A 15816-nucleotide genomic window follows, 5' to 3' on the forward strand; every position below is an offset into this window, starting at 1 on the left:
CCTGAGAGACCGACTATGCGTTATGCGTCGATCACCGATCGTCTGGCCCATTTGGGCTCAGGAAAATGGACTGTGCATCTCAAAGCTCGTGAGATGATGGCGGCTGGCACGTCCGTCATTGAACTCACGATTGGCGAGCCGGACATCATGCCGGATACAGCCCTGCTGGACGAAGCCAACCGGTCGATGCGGGAAGGACGGATCCGCTATTCAAATGGCCGGGGTGAGCCGAAAATCGTTTCAGCCCTGACCGAGAAATACCGGAAGCGCCAGCCTGGTGTCACTGAACGCAACATCCTCTGTTTCCCGGGAACGCAGACGGCACTGTTTGCTGTCATGCTCGGTCTCGTTGAGGGTGGTGACGCGGTTCTGGTGCCAGATCCGCTGTATGCCACATACGAAGGCGTGGTTGCAGCCACCGGGGCATCGATGGTTCCCGTGCCGCTGCGTCCGGAACAAGGATTTCATCTGCAGGCTGAAGACCTCGAGCAGGCGATTACACCAGACTGCCGGGTGCTTTTGTTGAACAATCCGCACAATCCGACCGGTGCAACTCTTTCCAAAGACGAAGTTGCGGCGATAGGTGAGGTTTGCCGCCGTCATGATCTCTGGATCGTGTGTGACGAAGTTTATGAGAAGCTGATTTTTGACGGTGAGTTCGTCTCTCCGTTCGATATCCTGGAATTGCAAGAGCGGACAATCGCGGTGTCTTCGATTTCGAAGTCTCACGCCGCTCCTGGGTTTCGCTCGGGTTGGGCCGTTGGTCCGGAGGAGTTCTGCGACCGTCTGTTGTCCGTTTCCGAAACCATGTTGTTTGGTGGTCAGCCGTTTATCGCCGATATGACCGCCATGGCGGTCTCCGGAAACTTCGATACGGCAGAGCGTATGCGTGAGAGCTACCAGCGACGCGCGGGCCTTGTCATGGATCACCTTGGCGGCCATGGCGCCTTGCGGCCGATGATGCCGGAAGCGGGCATGTTCTTGCTGGTTGATGTCCGGGAGACCGGTCTGGATGGAGAAACATTTGCGACCCGTCTGCTTGATGAAAAACATGTCGCCGTGATGCCGGGGGCCTCGTTCGGCGATCAGGCTGCCGGTTTCATTCGTTTGTCGCTGACCGTTGCGGACGAAAAGCTTTTAGAAGCTGCAGACCGGATCGCAGCCTTTGCAGATGAACTTGGTGCGGGTGCAGGAAATAAAAAATGGGCGTAGCGGAAAAGACCGTCGGCGAAGTTCTGATCGATTTGCTGGAAGTCTATGGTGTGGACACCGTTTTTGGAATTCCGGGCGTTCACACTGCAGAACTTTATAGGGGGCTCGCGACCTCCAGTATTCGCCATATCACACCGCGCCATGAGCAAGGTGCTGGATTCATGGCTGACGGCTATGCGCGTGTGACAGGCAAACCCGGTGTGGCGCTGGTTATCACAGGGCCGGGGCTCACCAACACAATCACGGCGATGGCCCAGGCATATCAAGATTCGATACCGATGCTGGTTATATCCGGCGTTAATTCGCGGGGCAGTCTTGGGCATGGTCGCGGCTGTCTGCACGAGTTGCCGGACCAGCGGGCGACCATGGCCACCGTGTCGCATATGACCCACACGTTGCTGGATCCGGCCGATCTGCCATCTGTCTTGGAGCGGGCCTTTACAATCCTTCAGTCCCGCCGCCCGGGGCCGGTTCATATTGAGATCCCAACCGATGTGATGGATTCAAAAATCGTGATTGAGGTGCCGGATCCCATAAAAACCTTCGGGCCGCGGGCATCCGTTTCTCAAGTTGCAGCTTTGGCCGAAAAATGCCGTCAGTCTCAGGCGCCGGTGATCCTGTGCGGTGGTGGGTCTATTTCGTCCGCCGAGCAGATTAAGATGTTGGCGGAAGCTCTGGATGCGCCTCTGGTCACAACGGTGAACGCCCGCGGTATGTTTGCAGGTCATCCGTTGTCGGTGCCGGCAAGCCCGAGCCTTCAGCCTGTCCGGGACATGCTTGCCAACGCCGATCTGGTGATCGCGCTGGGAACGCAAATGGGAGCAACCGACTACGACATGTATGCCGACGGCGGGTTCCCAGAGCTTGGCAATCTGGTGCGGGTGGATATTGATGCGGATCAGCTTGCCCGTGGTCCGGCGGCCTCTCTTCAAATCCTGTCCACAGTCGACCAGCTTTTGGCTGACCTTTTGCCGATGGTCGGCGGTCTGAGTGGACGCACAGGTGGCGCAGAACGCGCTGACAAGTGCCAGAGAGGTTCACTAGAAAGCCTCAGTCCGAAAATGCGCTTGGAAATCAATATCCTGGAGAATATCCGGGATGCCCTTCCTGGCTGTTTTCTTGTCGGCGATTCGACCCAGGCGATTTACTCCGGAAATCTCTATTTCGAAGCCGGCCAACCCAAGGGATGGTTTAATGCCGCGACCGGTTATGGCGCGTTGGGCTACGGACCGCCAGCCGCGATCGGGGCCAGCCTGGGTGCGCCGGAAAAGCCGGTTGTCTGCATCGTTGGCGACGGTGGGTTCCAGTTTTCCCTGGCCGAGATCGGATCGGCCAAGGATTGCGGTGCCAATGTCATTTTTCTGGTCTGGAACAATGACGGGTATGGTGAGATCAAGACCTACATGGAAGACAGCGGCATTGTTCCGGAAGGGGTAACACCGTCTGCGCCGGATTTTCTGAAGATTGCTGAGGCCTATGGCGTGCCAGCGGTGCGCTTGGATGATGTTGTCGACTTGCCAGAAGCGCTTCGGCGGCTGGCCGGTGAGGGAGGTCCTAGCCTGATCGAGATCCACGAAACGAGAACCCGTGGAGCCGGCGTTTAGAGCGCGAAAACGGTGCGCTTTTAACCAATTTGTTCGCTTATCAGATCCTTTTTGGGCGTGGCGCAATCTCCAGCGCGGCGCCCTTTTTCTCATTCATAAGTTTAATAGACTTAAGATGATCCTACGGAAGTATGGGCCTACCTAAGTAGTCTTGAGTAAATTTTGATTATCAGTAGAAAACAATCCTTAAATTCCAGTGAAGTTCGGTGGCGCTAGTCACTTTAGGTCAATTGCCAATCTAAGTTTCTCTTTTTAGAGGTTCGTGGATTGAGGTCTAGGGAAGGGGGATCCTCGACCAATACTGGATAAGGGCATGTAAAAGTTGAAACTGATTGCCGCCTTTAGTACATAAAATCGGCGGCATAAAAGTAGCAGATACAGTGCGTTTTTCGTTTTTCTGCTGTGACTGTTTTCACCATTGACATGCTGCCCAGTAATTCGGTCACGGAACTCCCGACTTTTCATCGGCTATGGAATTCAGGATCTGGCATTTGCCGGAGCTGGAGCGAGACGGTTGCTAATTGAGGGTGGCCGCCATGGAGAAATACCGGGGGCCGGTTGCCGGAGCCTCCGCGCGTGACAGGATCAAATGGAGGAGACTGTATGTCCGAAAACTCATCCAACAACGCTTATTGGTCCGCCAATATGCGCATCATCGTGGTCAGCCTCATCATTTGGGCGCTGGTCTCTTTTGGGTTTGGCATTTTGCTGCGCCCGCTCTTGAGCACAATTTCTGTTGGCGGCACTGACCTTGGTTTCTGGTTTGCCCAGCAGGGGTCGATCATCGTCTTTCTTGGGATCATCTTCTTTTATGCCTTCAAGATGAACAAACTCGACCGTGAACACGGCGTAGAAGAAGAGTAAGGGCGGCTTCAACGATGGATCAGTTTACTATCAATCTGCTGTTTGTGGGTGGCTCCTTTGCCCTCTACATCGGCATCGCGATCTGGGCCCGTGCCGGGTCCACATCTGAGTTTTATGCTGCCGGCCGCGGTGTCCATCCGGTCACCAACGGTATGGCAACGGCTGCTGACTGGATGTCGGCCGCATCTTTCATCTCCATGGCTGGCCTCATCGCTTTCACAGGCTATGACAACTCGTCCTTCCTGATGGGCTGGACTGGCGGTTATGTGCTGCTGGCGCTGCTGCTTGCCCCTTACCTGCGTAAGTTCGGCAAGTTCACCGTATCTGAGTTCATCGGCGACCGCTTCTACAGTCAGACAGCCCGGATCGTGGCCGTTGTCTGCCTGATTGTTGCGTCCGTGACCTACGTTATCGGCCAGATGACCGGTGTTGGTGTTGCCTTTGGCCGCTTTCTGGAAGTTGACAACACAACGGGCCTTCTGATTGGCGCGGCTGTTGTGTTCGCCTACGCGGTGTTCGGCGGCATGAAAGGCGTGACCTACACGCAGGTCGCCCAGTATGTCGTTCTGATCACGGCTTACACCATCCCGGCTATCTTCATCTCGCTGCAGCTGACCGGCAACCCGATCCCGGGTCTGGGTCTGTTTGGCGATGATGTTGCCGCTGGTGTTCCGCTTCTGACCAAGCTGGACCAGGTGGTTACGGAACTTGGCTTTAACTCCTACACGTCCCACCACGCTGATACACTCAACATGGTGCTGTTCACCCTGTCACTGATGATTGGTACGGCTGGTCTGCCGCACGTGATCATGCGCTTCTTCACTGTTCCGAAAGTGGCTGATGCGCGCTGGTCCGCTGGTTGGGCTCTGGTGTTCATTGCGCTGCTTTACATCACCGCTCCGGCCGTTGGTGCCATGGCACGCCTGAACATCACCGAAATGATGTGGCCGAACGGCGGTATTGCCGGCGGTGCGGTTGCAGTTGAGCAGATCGAAAATGATCCGCAGTACGACTGGATGGACACCTGGCAGAAGACCGGTCTTCTGAACTGGGAAGACAAGAACGGCGATGGCAAGATCCAGTATTACAACGACAAGAATGCCAGCATGCAGGCAATGGCTGAAGAAAAAGGCTGGGCCGGCAACGAACTGACCAAGTTCAACCGTGACATCCTTGTGCTTGCCAATCCGGAAATCGCAAACTTGCCGAGCTGGGTGATTGGTCTCGTGGCTGCCGGTGGTCTTGCCGCCGCGCTGTCAACGGCTGCCGGTCTCTTGCTGGCGATCTCGTCCGCGGTGTCGCACGATTTGATCAAGGGCGCGTTTAATCCGTCGATTTCGGAAAAAGGTGAGCTCTTGTCTGCGCGGATAGCCATGGCGGTCGCGATTGTTGTGGCAACCTATCTGGGGCTCAATCCTCCAGGGTTTGCAGCGCAAACGGTGGCCTTGGCCTTCGGTCTGGCGGCAGCCTCGATCTTCCCGGCGCTGATGATGGGTATCTTCACCAAGGTGAACAGCCGTGGTGCAGTAGCCGGCATGATCGCAGGTATCTCCGTCACCCTGATCTACATCTTCCTGCATAAGGGCTGGCTGTTCATTCCGGGCACCAACTCCTTCACGGATGCGGATCCGCTGCTGGGCACCATCAAGTCCACATCCTTCGGTGCGATTGGCGCCATGGTGAACTTCGCGGTTGCTTACTTCGTCTCGAAATCTTCCGAGCCGATCCCGGCGGAAATCGAGCAGCTCGTTGAAAGCGTGCGGGTTCCGCGCGGTGCCGGCGCAGCTCAGGATCACTAAAGCTGATATTCAGGCCGCCGCTCTGCGGCGGTCTGTCTGCTTCCGATTTTGTCCTGCCCGGTTCACATTGGGCGGGATTTTTTCTTTTTGTGTAAAGGCTTCAGCATGCCCCTGACACCTGATCGGATAGTGCGGTTTTTGAATTCAGTGCATCCCTATGATGCGCTTCCTGCAGATGTGCAAACCGCAATCCTTCAGGAGGTCGATGTCCGGGATGTCAAAAAAGACGGAACGATTTACGAGTTCGGAGCAACATTGCCCGGTCTGTTCATCATTTTTGACGGTGCGGTCGAAGTCCGGGATGAACAAGGCGCAGTACTCAGTTATCTGGGACCCCGGAATTCCTTCGGAGAACGCGGTCTTTTGAAGGACGGTGTGGCCGTAACTTCTGCCCGGGCCGACGCCGATTCAATTCTGCTGGTGGTTCCGCCAGCAACATTCCAGAACCTGATCAAGGATCATCAGCCGTTTGCCCGGTTTTTTGATCGCAGCCGCAAACCTCAGGCGCGCGACAAGGATTTGGCGACCACGCAAGTGGCAACGTTCATGGCAAATGCGCCGATTACCTGTCAGCCGGATGACAATGTGCAATTCGCGGCCCGCAAAATGCGCGATCACCACGTGTCCTCGCTGTGTGTGACGGATGGGGATGGCCGGTTGATCGGGATCGTTACCATCCGGGATTTGTCCGGCAAGGTTCTTGCCGAAGGCCTGCCGATCGAGACGCCTGTGCGGGAGGTGATGACAGCTGATCCGGTCACTTTGGCACCAAGCGCGATTGGCTCTGATGTCCTGCATTTGATGATGGAGCGGCGCATTGGTCATGTCCCCATCGTCAATGGCGATGTCTTGGCCGGTATTGTCACACAGACAGATTTGACCCGTTTTCAGGCCGTCAGTTCGGCCGAGCTGGTTGGGGAGATCAGCGCTGCTGGAACAGCAGAAGAGATCGCTAAAGTGACCGCGCGCATCCCGGACCTTCTGGTCCAGCTGGTTGCCAATGGCAGCCGCCATGAAGTGGTGACCCGCCTGATAACAGATATCGCCGATATAGCCACCCGGCGCCTTTTGGCATTGGCTGAAGAAAAACTGGGGCCGCCGCCGGTGCCCTATCTCTGGCTTGCCTGCGGCTCGCAAGGCCGCCAGGAGCAGACTGGGGTGAGCGATCAGGACAATTGCCTGTTCTTGGACGACGGCGTCACGGATGCCGACCAAACAGGCTACTTTGCAGAACTCGCCAAGTTCGTGTCCGACGGTCTCAACACTTGCGGTTATGTCTATTGCCCAGGTGATATGATGGCGACCAATCCGCGCTGGTGCCAGCCGGTCAGAGTCTGGAAAAGTTATTTTGAAGGCTGGATCGAAAAGCCAGACCCCATGGCTCAGATGCTGAGCTCAGTGATGTTTGATCTTCGGCCGATTGGTGGTCACACGCCACTATTCGCCAACCTTCAGGAAGAGACACTGGCGGCTGCGTCCAAGAACTCAATTTTCGTGGCGCATATGATCAGCAATTCGCTGAAGCATACGCCGCCGCTCAATCTCTTGCGCGGGCTGGCAACGATCCGGTCCGGAGAAAACAAGAACACACTCGATTTGAAACACAACGGGGTTGTACCGGTGGTGGATCTTGCCCGGATCTATGCGCTGCGTGGTGAAATTCGGGCGGTGAACACCCGCGCCCGGTTGGTTGAAGCCCGTGAAAATGGTCAATTGAGTCAGTCCGGGGCAGGGGATCTCATTGATGCTTATGATCTAATTGCCGAGACGCGTTTGCTGCATCAGGTTGATATGATCAAACAGGGATTGCCGCCGAACAATTTTCTGCAACCGTCGATCCTATCGGATTTTGAACGCAGTCACTTAAGGGATGCGTTTGTTGTGGTCAAAACCATGCAGTCGGCCGCCGGGCAGGGGCGCGGAATGCTCAGTTAAGAAACACCGGACAACGCGGCTGGGAGGATAGCTGCTTGCCGGGTTGGGAGAGCGAATGTTTGTAGAACTGATTGCAACGATTGTGGCCGGTGCCGCTGCCGCGGGGCTTGTCTTGCTGATCAACCGGGCGCTCGGCGGAAAGATGCCGCGCTGGCTGGCCCCCGTGATGGCTGGTGTTGCCATGCTGGCGGCAACGATTTCCAACGAATACGGCTGGTTTGAACGGACAAAGGAGACATTGCCCGACGGATTGGTTGTCGCTCATACGGTCGAAAACAAGGCGGTATACCGCCCCTGGACCTACCTCGTGCCGTATGTTGAGCGGTTTGTCGCGATCGACACCTTTTCCATCCAGACGCATACCTCTCAGCCGGGCATGAAACTCGCTGAAGCTTACTTCTTCGGCCGCTGGTCCACGGTCAACAAATTGCCGGTGCTCACCGATTGTGTTGATACCCGGCGGGCCGCTCTGATCGACGGGGTTACTTTTGAAGTTGATGGGGTCGTTGAAGGGGCTGAGTGGGTAGACGTTCCTGACGATGATCCGCTTGTTTCGACAATTTGCGGAGCTGGATGATGCTGACCACCTTCAGCTTGCGGCTGCGGATCTTTCTCCTGTTTTTGGGACTGACAGCTGTTACCTGGGGTGCCGTCAGCCTTTCTCTTTATGTTGGTTTTCTGCGTACCGAGGTAACGGGCGTTGGATCTGGTTTCCTATTTGCGGGTATTTTGGCGAACTTCGGGACGCTTGCGGTATTCGCGCTCTTCTGGCTGCTGTTTGACGAAAACGTCGCAAAGCCGATCGAACGCATTGCAGCAGCCATGCGCACAAGAGCGCATGCCGGCGTTGAGGTTTCCGTCGACCATCATGAAGCACGTTATCTTGGGGACTTGGCGCCTGCTGTGTCCGCTGTAACAGGGGAATTGTCCAAGGTCTCGGACGGGGCTGAGGACATTGTCGCCGAAGAAACGGCGCGGCTGAACGCAGAACGCGCCCATCTGGCCTTGCTTTTGACCGAGATTCCGGTCGCAATCGTCCTGGTCAGTCCGACCCATCAAATCATGCTGTATGACGGGCAGGCCGCCGATGTGCTCGGACAGGTGCACGTCCCGCGACTGAGCGCTTCGATCTTTGACTATTTTTCTGAAGATGAATTGCGGAAGGCGTGTGAGCAGCTGACAGACAAACGGCGGGAAGTTGAGGCGGATGTCCATGGTACTCGCGGGAACCTGACATTTAAGCTGCGCTTGAAGAAGCTCAGTCAGGCGTCCGGCTATATGATCCTGATCGATAATACGAGCGCGCGCATTGCTCCCGATGCCGCTCGGCCGCTGATCTATGATTTTGACCTTGAGGTGCAGGATTCAGAGCGGGCCTTTGAAAACCGGCCCCTGCAGGAAATGTCCTTCACGGTGTTTGACACGGAAACAACGGGACTTATGCCGAACAAGGACGAGATTGTACAAATTGGTGCCGTCCGCGTCGTAAATGGACGGATCGTGCCGGGTGAAGAAGTGGATCAGCTGGTCAATCCCGGCCGTCCCATTCCGCTGGCATCCAGCAAGGTGCACGGCATTACCGACGAGATGGTCACTGATGCGCCGGAGGCCCTGGATGCTGTCGAGGACTTTCACGGTTTTGCCCGGGATTCGGTGATTGTTGCCCATAACGCGCCATTCGACATGGCCTTCCTGCACCGCTATGGCAAAGTTCTTGGGCTGGATTGGGATCATCCGATCCTTGATACTGTGTTGCTCTCTGCTGTGGTGTTTGGCGCGAATGAAGAGCACACGCTGGATGCGGTGTGTTTGAGGCTTGGTATCAAAATCCGTCCCGAAGTCCGGCATACGGCGCTGGGAGATGCGGAAGCGACCGCCGAAGCCTTTTGCAAGCTTTTGCCGATCCTTGCATCCCGAGGCTACAAAACCTTCGGTGAGGTCATTCAGGAGACCCGCAAGCACGGGCGGCTGCTGAAAGACATGAACTGATTTCAGAATAATTTATCTTTTGAAGAGCATTTGGTTTGATCGATCGCCTTCGATCAGAGGGTATGCTGCAGTGCGGTGCGGTTTCGTTTGCAGTGCGAATTAACGCGATTTGATTTCATATCATGTTTCTTTTGGCTCTATTCGAAAGCATTTTTCGCTGGTTTTTTGTCAGATTTGTGTCACACTCTCCGTGTGGAGAGGAGAATTTTCGATAGGGAATTGGGATTTTTTCGCTTTAAGGTGTTTGTAATATAGTAAAAAAATCAAATCCTTGTCAGTTTTTAGGCGCGGCTAAATCATCTACTAAAAATTTAGTTTGACAATGTGATCTCCCTGTGTCCAAGTATTGGCAGCCGGATTAATGACGGCCTAGATACTCTCATGGGAGGAAATTTAAGATGCGCAAGTATCTTCTCTGCGCAGTCGCAGCTGGTGCTGTGATTGCTGGAGCCGGATCTGCTTTTGCCGATGAGGCGGCAGCACAAAAGTGGATCGATCAAGAATTCCAGCCTTCAGTTCTGTCCAAAGATGAGCAGCTTGCTGAAATGCAGTGGTTCATCGGCGCGGCTGAGCCGTTCAAGGGCATGGAAATTAACGTTCTGTCCGAAGGTATTCCGACTCACTCGTATGAGTCCGAAGTCCTGACCAAAGCCTTTGAGGAAATCACCGGTATCAAGGTGAATCACCAGATCCTCGGTGAAGGTGAGGTTGTTCAGGCCGTTCAGACCCAAATGCAGACCGGCCGGAACCTCTACGACGCATACGTCAACGACTCCGACCTGATCGGGACACATTCCCGTCTGCAGCTTGCTTACAACCTGACTGACTGGATGGCCGGAAACGGCAAAGACGTCACCAATCCAGGTCTGGACCTGGCTGACTTCATGGGCACCCAGTTCACGACTGGCCCGGATGGCGACCTCTACCAGCTTCCTGATCAGCAGTTCGCGAACCTTTACTGGTTCCGTAAAGACTGGTTCGACCGTGAAGACCTGAAAAAGGCCTTTAAGGACAAGTACGGCTACGATCTTGGCGTTCCGGTCAACTGGTCCGCTTACGAAGATATCGCTGAGTTCTTCTCCAAAGAGGTGAAGGAAATCGACGGTGTCGCGATCTACGGTCACATGGACTACGGTAAACGTGCTCCGGACCTTGGTTGGCGTATGACCGATGCATGGCTCTCCATGGCCGGTGCTGGCGACAAGGGCGAGCCGAACGGTATCCCGGTTGACGAGTGGGGCATCCGCATGGAAGCCGGTACTTGTAACCCGGTTGGTGCATCTGTCACCCGCGGTGGCGCTGCAAACGGCCCGGCGGCTGTTTACGCGATCCGTAAGTGGGATGAGTGGCTGCGCAACTACGCGCCTCCTGGCGCTGCAAGCTTCGACTTCTACCAGTCTCTGCCGGCTCTCAGCCAGGGCAATGTTGCTCAGCAGATCTTCTGGTACACCGCGTTCACCGCGGACATGGTGAAGCCGAAGTCTGAAGGCAACAACACCGTGGACGACGAGGGTACCCCGCTGTGGCGTATGGCACCGAGCCCGCACGGTCCTTACTGGGAAGAAGGCCAAAAGGTTGGTTATCAGGACGTGGGTTCCTGGACGATCCTGAAGTCCACTCCAGAAGACCGCGCGAAAGCTGCTTGGCTCTATGCTCAGTTCGTGGTTTCCAAGACTGTTGACGTGAAGAAAAGCCATGTTGGCCTGACCTTCATCCGTGACAGCTCTGTGAACCATGAGTCCTTTACCGAACGCGCTGGCCGCCTTGGTGGTCTGGTTGAGTTCTACCGCTCCCCGGACCGTGTTGCCTGGTCTCCGACTGGCGTCAACGTTCCGGATTACCCGAAGCTGGCCCAGATCTGGTGGCAGCAGATTGGTGACGTGAACTCCGGTGCATTCACCCCGCAAGAGGCGATGGACCGCCTTGCGCAGGAAATGGATATCGTTATGTCCCGCATGCAGCAGGCTGACGAGCGCGCCAATGTTTACGGTGGTTGCGGACCGCGTCTGAACGAAGAAAAAGACGCTGAGTACTGGCTGTCCCAGCCGGGTGCTCCGAAGGCAAAACTCGCCAACGAGAAGCCTCAGGGCGAGACCGTCAACTACGACGAACTGGTTGCTCGCTGGCAGAAGTGATCACCTGATCCGTCTTAAATAAAACTCCGGACCGGGGCTTGTCCCCGGTCCTTCACCGATCCGAATGTGTTAGGCGGCTGCGGCATGTGTTCCGCGCCAAAGCCTGAACGGACGCGGGCAGATATTCAATGTCTCTACAGCTTAAAAACGTCAGCAAGCGCGTGGGTTCCATCACTCATGTGAAGGAAACCAGCTTGTCTCTCGAACCAGGGCATTTCAATGTTCTGCTCGGGGAAACCGGATCCGGCAAGACATCGCTCATCAAACTGATGGCCGGTCTCGACAGCCTCGCTTCCGGACAGATTATCCTCAATGGCAAGGACGTGTCGGGTTTGAGCGCTCAAAAGCGCAACATCAGCCTGGTGCATCAGTTCTTCGTCAACTATCCGCATATGACGGTGTTCGACAACATCGCGTCTCCGCTGAAAATCGCAGGCGTGGCCAAGTCGGAAATCGAAGGCCGGGTAGAAGAAGCGGCAGGTCTCATGAAACTGGGACCTTACCTGAAGCGAAACCCGCACGAACTGTCTGGCGGTCAGCAACAGCGGTGTGCGCTGGCGCGGGCAATCGTCAAGGAAAGCGACGCGGTGTTTCTCGATGAGCCGCTTGCTAACCTTGATTATAAGCTGCGCGAAGAATTGCGCGATCAGCTTCCAGAGTTGTTTGCCGGTCGCGGTGCCGTCGTTGTCTACGCTACGTCTGAGCCGGAGGAAGCTCTGCTTTTGGGCGGCCGTACGGCACTCATGACAGACGGCAATGTGGTTCAGTTTGGCCCGACGGCTGAGATCTACCGTCAGCCGAAGGATCTGGACGCTGCCAAGGTGTTCTCAAACCCGCCGATCAACACTGCCGAAGTCAGCAAGCAGGGCGATACGGTGATCCTGAACGACCAAACCCGCTGGACGCTCTCAGGCGCTGCAGCTGGTCTATCCGACGGCATCTACACACTTGCGATCCGCCCGCACCACGTCATGCCGGTGGAATCCAAGGACCATACGGTCCGGCTCGAAGGGCATGTACAGGTGACCGAACTTAGCGGTTCGGAAAGCAGCGCCCACTTTGACATGGAAGGTCAGTCCTGGGTGTCGCTGTCGCCGGGCGTGCATCCGTATTTTGTCGGGGAGGTCCACACGTTCTATCTGGATCCGAACCATTGTTTCTTCTTTGCCCCGAGTGGCGAGCTGGTGGCGTAAGGAGAGGACATCATGGCACAAATCACGCTTTCAAATCTGCGTCACAGCTACAATCCAAATCCGCAAAGTGATGCCGATTATGCACTGAAAAAGATTGACCTGACGTGGGAAGACGGCGGCGCTTATGCGCTACTCGGTCCGTCTGGCTGCGGCAAGTCCACGCTTTTGAACATCATCTCCGGCCTCCTGGTTCCGTCTGAGGGCAAGATTCTCTTCGGGGATCAGGATGTGACCTCTTTGCCGCCGGCTAAGCGCAACATCGCCCAGGTGTTCCAGTTTCCGGTCATCTACGACACGATGACGGTGTACGACAATCTGGCATTTCCGCTGCGCAACCGCGGCCGTGATGAAGACATCGTCAAGCAACGCGTCACCGCGATCGCTGAAATGCTCGAGGTCACGGACATGCTGAATGTCCGGGCGGCGAACCTGTCGCCGGACAACAAGCAGAAAATCTCCATGGGCCGCGGCCTTGTCCGTCAGGACGTCAACGTTGTCATGTTCGACGAACCGCTGACCGTGATCGATCCGCATCTGAAATGGAAGCTGCGCTCCAAGTTGAAGGAACTCCATCAGCGGGTGAAAGCGACCATGATCTATGTGACGCACGATCAGACCGAAGCTCTGACGTTTGCGGACAAGGTTGTGGTGATGCAAGACGGTGAAATCGTTCAGATGGGCACGCCTGTCGATCTGTTCGAACGTCCGGCCCACACCTTTGTTGGTCACTTTATCGGTTCGCCGGGCATGAACGTTCTGCCGTGCGACGTGAAGGGCGGGGCAGCCTTCTTTGGCGGCGAAAAGGTGGATCTTGAAGGTCCGGCCAAAGACGTCGCTGATGGAACTGCCGAAGTTGGCATTCGTCCTGAGTTTGTCTCTATCGCATCAAACGGCCATGGCGTCGACGCTGTTGTCCGCAAGGTTGCTGATGTCGGCAGGCACAAGGTCGTTGAAGCCATCGCGCATGACAGCCGCATTCACGCGATCCTTGATGGGGAAGCGCCGAGTGCCGGTGAAACCGTCAAGCTCGAATTCAAACAATCCCAGACCCGCCTTTACAAGGACGGCTGGCTGGCCAGCGCTCCGATGGAGGGTGTCTGATGAAAACGCAAAATCAACGCGCTTGGTTATTTGTTCTCCCGGTGCTCATTCTGGTCGCGTTCAACGCGCTCATCCCAATGATGACCGTGGTGAACTACTCCGTCCAAGAAACTTTCGGCGACAACCTTTTCTTCTGGGAAGGGCTGCGCTGGTTCCAGGAAGTTCTGCAGTCCGAGCGGTTTCATAACGCTCTGGGACGCCAGTTCTTCTTCACATTCATGATTCTGATCATCGAAATTCCACTTGGCATTGCCATCGCGCTTTCCATGCCGAAAAAGGGATTTTGGGTGCCGGTCTGCCTGGTCACCATGGCTTTGCCGATGCTGATCCCGTGGAACGTTGTCGGTGCGATGTGGAACATCTTTACCCTGCCGGACATCGGCCTGCTCGGGTACTTCATGAACCACACTTTGGGCATTTCCTATGACATGACCCAGGATCCGGTTGCTGCCTGGGTGACGATCATCGTCATGGATGTCTGGCACTGGACATCGCTGGTGGTGCTGCTTTCCTATGCTGGTCTGGTGTCTATCCCGAACGCCTACTACCAGGCTGCTGAAATTGACGGCGCGTCCAACTGGGCTGTGTTCCGCTTCATTCAGCTGCCGAAAATGAAAACAGTTCTGACGATCGCGATCCTGCTCCGCTTTATGGACAGCTTCAACATCTACACCGAGCCGTTTGTTCTGACCGGTGGTGGTCCGGGTAACTCGACCACGCTGCTTTCCATCGATCTGGTGAAAATCGCCCTCGGTCAGTTCGACCTTGGCCCGGCGGCCGCCATGTCTCTCATCTACTTTGCCATCACGTTGCTTGCCTCTTGGCTGTTCTACACGCTGATGACCAAAGACGATAACAAGGCTTGAGGAATTCAAAATGAGACTGAGAAGCCTAGTTCCCATCATTTACATCCTCTTCCTGATGTTGCCGATCTATTGGCTCGTCGCGATGAGTTTCAAAACCACCAATGAAATCCTGGCCGGGTTCTCCCTGTTCCCGCAAACCTGGACTTTCGATAGCTACATCGCGATCTTCACCGATCCGACGTGGTACTGGGGTTACATCAATTCGATCATCTATGTGACGTTGAACACGTTGATTTCCGTCTCGGTGGCCCTGCCGGCAGCCTATGCTTTCTCCCGCTATTCCTTCGTGGGCGACAAGCATCTGTTCTTCTGGCTTTTGACCAACCGGATGGCGCCGGCCGCCGTCTTTGCGCTGCCGTTCTTTCAGCTCTATTCAGCTGTTGGCCTCTTTGACACGCATTTGGCTGTTGCCCTGGCGCACTGTCTGTTCAACGTGCCGCTGGCGGTCTGGATCCTCGAAGGTTTCATGAGCGGCGTGCCAAAGGAACTGGATGAAACGGCCTATGTGGATGGCTATTCCTTCCCGCGGTTTTTCATGACCATCTTCCTGCCGGCGATCAAATCCGGCGTCGGTGTGGCTGCCTTCTTCTGCTTCATGTTCTCTTGGGTGGAAATGCTGCTTTCCAAAACGCTGACAGCTGTTGAAGCAAAGCCGATTGCAGCGGTCATGACACGGACAGCATCGTCTGCGGGTTATGAGCTCGGGCTCTTGGCTGCAGCCGGCACGCTGACGATTATTCCTGGGGCAATCGTGATCTACTTTGTCCGTAACTACATTGCCAAGGGCTTTGCCCTGGGGAGGGTGTAATGCTGGGATGGATGGCCTGGACTTGGCCGACGGCCCTGGTGTTTGTAGGCATATTCGCCGCGATCGGGTTTCTAACGGTCCTGGAGTTGAAATTTCCTGGGGGCGATGAACGCCAGGGCGTTTTGGGACTGACCACGACCCGCGGTGACCGTTTGTTCATCACGCTTCTGGGCACAGCCTATATCTTCCTGGCCTGGCTGGGATTGATCGGGATGCCCTTGTGGGGACCGCTGGCAATCAGCATTGGCTGGGGCGTCTTTTGCTTCTGGAAAGTATAGAAGCCGGATAGACGTAAACATTTGACGTAGAA

The 15816-nt window shown here is 55.7% G+C and carries 13 protein-coding genes; all 13 read left to right on the plus strand.

The features are described 5' to 3' along the window. Window positions 1-15: 15 nt before the first annotated feature. The 13 genes from ACOOFE_RS06885 to ACOOFE_RS06945 all read left to right on the plus strand — a co-directional run bounded on the left by ACOOFE_RS06885 (window position 16) and on the right by ACOOFE_RS06945 (window position 15784). Window positions 16-1212: a pyridoxal phosphate-dependent aminotransferase gene (locus tag ACOOFE_RS06885; RefSeq protein WP_420414273.1), complete on the plus strand. Its 1197-nt coding sequence runs from the start codon at window positions 16-18 to the stop codon at window positions 1210-1212. After that, window positions 1203-2816, plus strand: a complete 1614-nt coding sequence (locus ACOOFE_RS06890; RefSeq protein ID WP_420414274.1) for a 5-guanidino-2-oxopentanoate decarboxylase — start codon at window positions 1203-1205, stop codon at window positions 2814-2816. Before ACOOFE_RS06885 ends, ACOOFE_RS06890 begins: the two co-directional genes overlap by 10 nt. Before the next feature lie 603 nt (window positions 2817-3419). Further along, window positions 3420-3680, plus strand: a complete 261-nt coding sequence (locus ACOOFE_RS06895) for a DUF4212 domain-containing protein (RefSeq protein WP_141185723.1) — start codon at window positions 3420-3422, stop codon at window positions 3678-3680. A gap of 14 nt (window positions 3681-3694) precedes the next feature. Further along, window positions 3695-5479 (plus strand): sodium:solute symporter family protein, encoded by a 1785-nt coding sequence (locus ACOOFE_RS06900; RefSeq protein WP_420414275.1) that lies wholly within the window; start codon window positions 3695-3697, stop codon window positions 5477-5479. A gap of 105 nt (window positions 5480-5584) precedes the next feature. Then, complete coding sequence (locus tag ACOOFE_RS06905; protein WP_420414276.1) at window positions 5585-7414, plus strand: DUF294 nucleotidyltransferase-like domain-containing protein; 1830 nt, start codon at window positions 5585-5587, stop codon at window positions 7412-7414. A gap of 55 nt (window positions 7415-7469) precedes the next feature. Beyond that, on the plus strand, window positions 7470-7991 hold the full coding sequence (locus ACOOFE_RS06910; RefSeq protein ID WP_420414277.1) for a hypothetical protein: 522 nt from the start codon (window positions 7470-7472) through the stop codon (window positions 7989-7991). Then, window positions 7991-9403, plus strand: a complete 1413-nt coding sequence (locus ACOOFE_RS06915; RefSeq protein ID WP_420414278.1) for an exonuclease domain-containing protein — start codon at window positions 7991-7993, stop codon at window positions 9401-9403. The genes ACOOFE_RS06910 and ACOOFE_RS06915 overlap by 1 nt, the downstream gene beginning before the upstream one ends. A 398-nt stretch (window positions 9404-9801) precedes the next feature. Then, window positions 9802-11538: an ABC transporter substrate-binding protein gene (locus ACOOFE_RS06920; protein WP_141185727.1), complete on the plus strand. Its 1737-nt coding sequence runs from the start codon at window positions 9802-9804 to the stop codon at window positions 11536-11538. Window positions 11539-11666: 128 nt separating this feature from the next. Beyond that, window positions 11667-12731, plus strand: a complete 1065-nt coding sequence (locus tag ACOOFE_RS06925) for an ABC transporter ATP-binding protein (RefSeq protein WP_420414279.1) — start codon at window positions 11667-11669, stop codon at window positions 12729-12731. A 12-nt stretch (window positions 12732-12743) separates the two neighbouring features. Next, window positions 12744-13832 carry an ABC transporter ATP-binding protein gene (locus tag ACOOFE_RS06930; RefSeq protein ID WP_420414280.1) on the plus strand — a complete coding sequence of 363 codons (1089 nt, stop codon included), beginning with the start codon at window positions 12744-12746 and terminating at the stop codon, window positions 13830-13832. Beyond that, the gene (locus ACOOFE_RS06935; protein WP_420414281.1) at window positions 13832-14698 is read left to right on the plus strand and encodes a carbohydrate ABC transporter permease; all 867 of its coding nucleotides are present in this window, start codon (window positions 13832-13834) and stop codon (window positions 14696-14698) included. The genes ACOOFE_RS06930 and ACOOFE_RS06935 overlap by 1 nt, the downstream gene beginning before the upstream one ends. Before the next feature lie 10 nt (window positions 14699-14708). Continuing rightward, a complete protein-coding gene (locus ACOOFE_RS06940) occupies window positions 14709-15506 on the plus strand; it encodes a carbohydrate ABC transporter permease (protein WP_141185731.1) in 798 nt (265 codons plus the stop codon). After that, window positions 15506-15784, plus strand: coding sequence for a DUF2160 domain-containing protein (locus ACOOFE_RS06945; RefSeq protein WP_420414282.1), 279 nt, complete (start codon window positions 15506-15508; stop codon window positions 15782-15784). The genes ACOOFE_RS06940 and ACOOFE_RS06945 overlap by 1 nt, the downstream gene beginning before the upstream one ends. Window positions 15785-15816: the final 32 nt, after the last annotated feature.

It is taken from the genome of Roseibium sp. (genome assembly GCF_965216085.1).
Classification (GTDB): domain Bacteria; phylum Pseudomonadota; class Alphaproteobacteria; order Rhizobiales; family Stappiaceae; genus Roseibium.

Coding starts and splice junctions, on each gene's coding strand:
- ACOOFE_RS06890 (WP_420414274.1), top strand. CDS start 1,203: ATGGGCGTAGCGGAAAAGACCGTCGGCGAAGTTCTGATCGATTTGCTG.
- ACOOFE_RS06920 (WP_141185727.1), top strand. CDS start 9,802: ATGCGCAAGTATCTTCTCTGCGCAGTCGCAGCTGGTGCTGTGATTGCT.
- ACOOFE_RS06900 (WP_420414275.1), top strand. CDS start 3,695: ATGGATCAGTTTACTATCAATCTGCTGTTTGTGGGTGGCTCCTTTGCC.
- ACOOFE_RS06935 (WP_420414281.1), top strand. CDS start 13,832: ATGAAAACGCAAAATCAACGCGCTTGGTTATTTGTTCTCCCGGTGCTC.
- ACOOFE_RS06895 (WP_141185723.1), top strand. CDS start 3,420: ATGTCCGAAAACTCATCCAACAACGCTTATTGGTCCGCCAATATGCGC.
- ACOOFE_RS06925 (WP_420414279.1), top strand. CDS start 11,667: ATGTCTCTACAGCTTAAAAACGTCAGCAAGCGCGTGGGTTCCATCACT.
- ACOOFE_RS06910 (WP_420414277.1), top strand. CDS start 7,470: ATGTTTGTAGAACTGATTGCAACGATTGTGGCCGGTGCCGCTGCCGCG.
- ACOOFE_RS06915 (WP_420414278.1), top strand. CDS start 7,991: ATGCTGACCACCTTCAGCTTGCGGCTGCGGATCTTTCTCCTGTTTTTG.
- ACOOFE_RS06945 (WP_420414282.1), top strand. CDS start 15,506: ATGCTGGGATGGATGGCCTGGACTTGGCCGACGGCCCTGGTGTTTGTA.
- ACOOFE_RS06885 (WP_420414273.1), top strand. CDS start 16: ATGCGTTATGCGTCGATCACCGATCGTCTGGCCCATTTGGGCTCAGGA.
- ACOOFE_RS06905 (WP_420414276.1), top strand. CDS start 5,585: ATGCCCCTGACACCTGATCGGATAGTGCGGTTTTTGAATTCAGTGCAT.
- ACOOFE_RS06940 (WP_141185731.1), top strand. CDS start 14,709: ATGAGACTGAGAAGCCTAGTTCCCATCATTTACATCCTCTTCCTGATG.
- ACOOFE_RS06930 (WP_420414280.1), top strand. CDS start 12,744: ATGGCACAAATCACGCTTTCAAATCTGCGTCACAGCTACAATCCAAAT.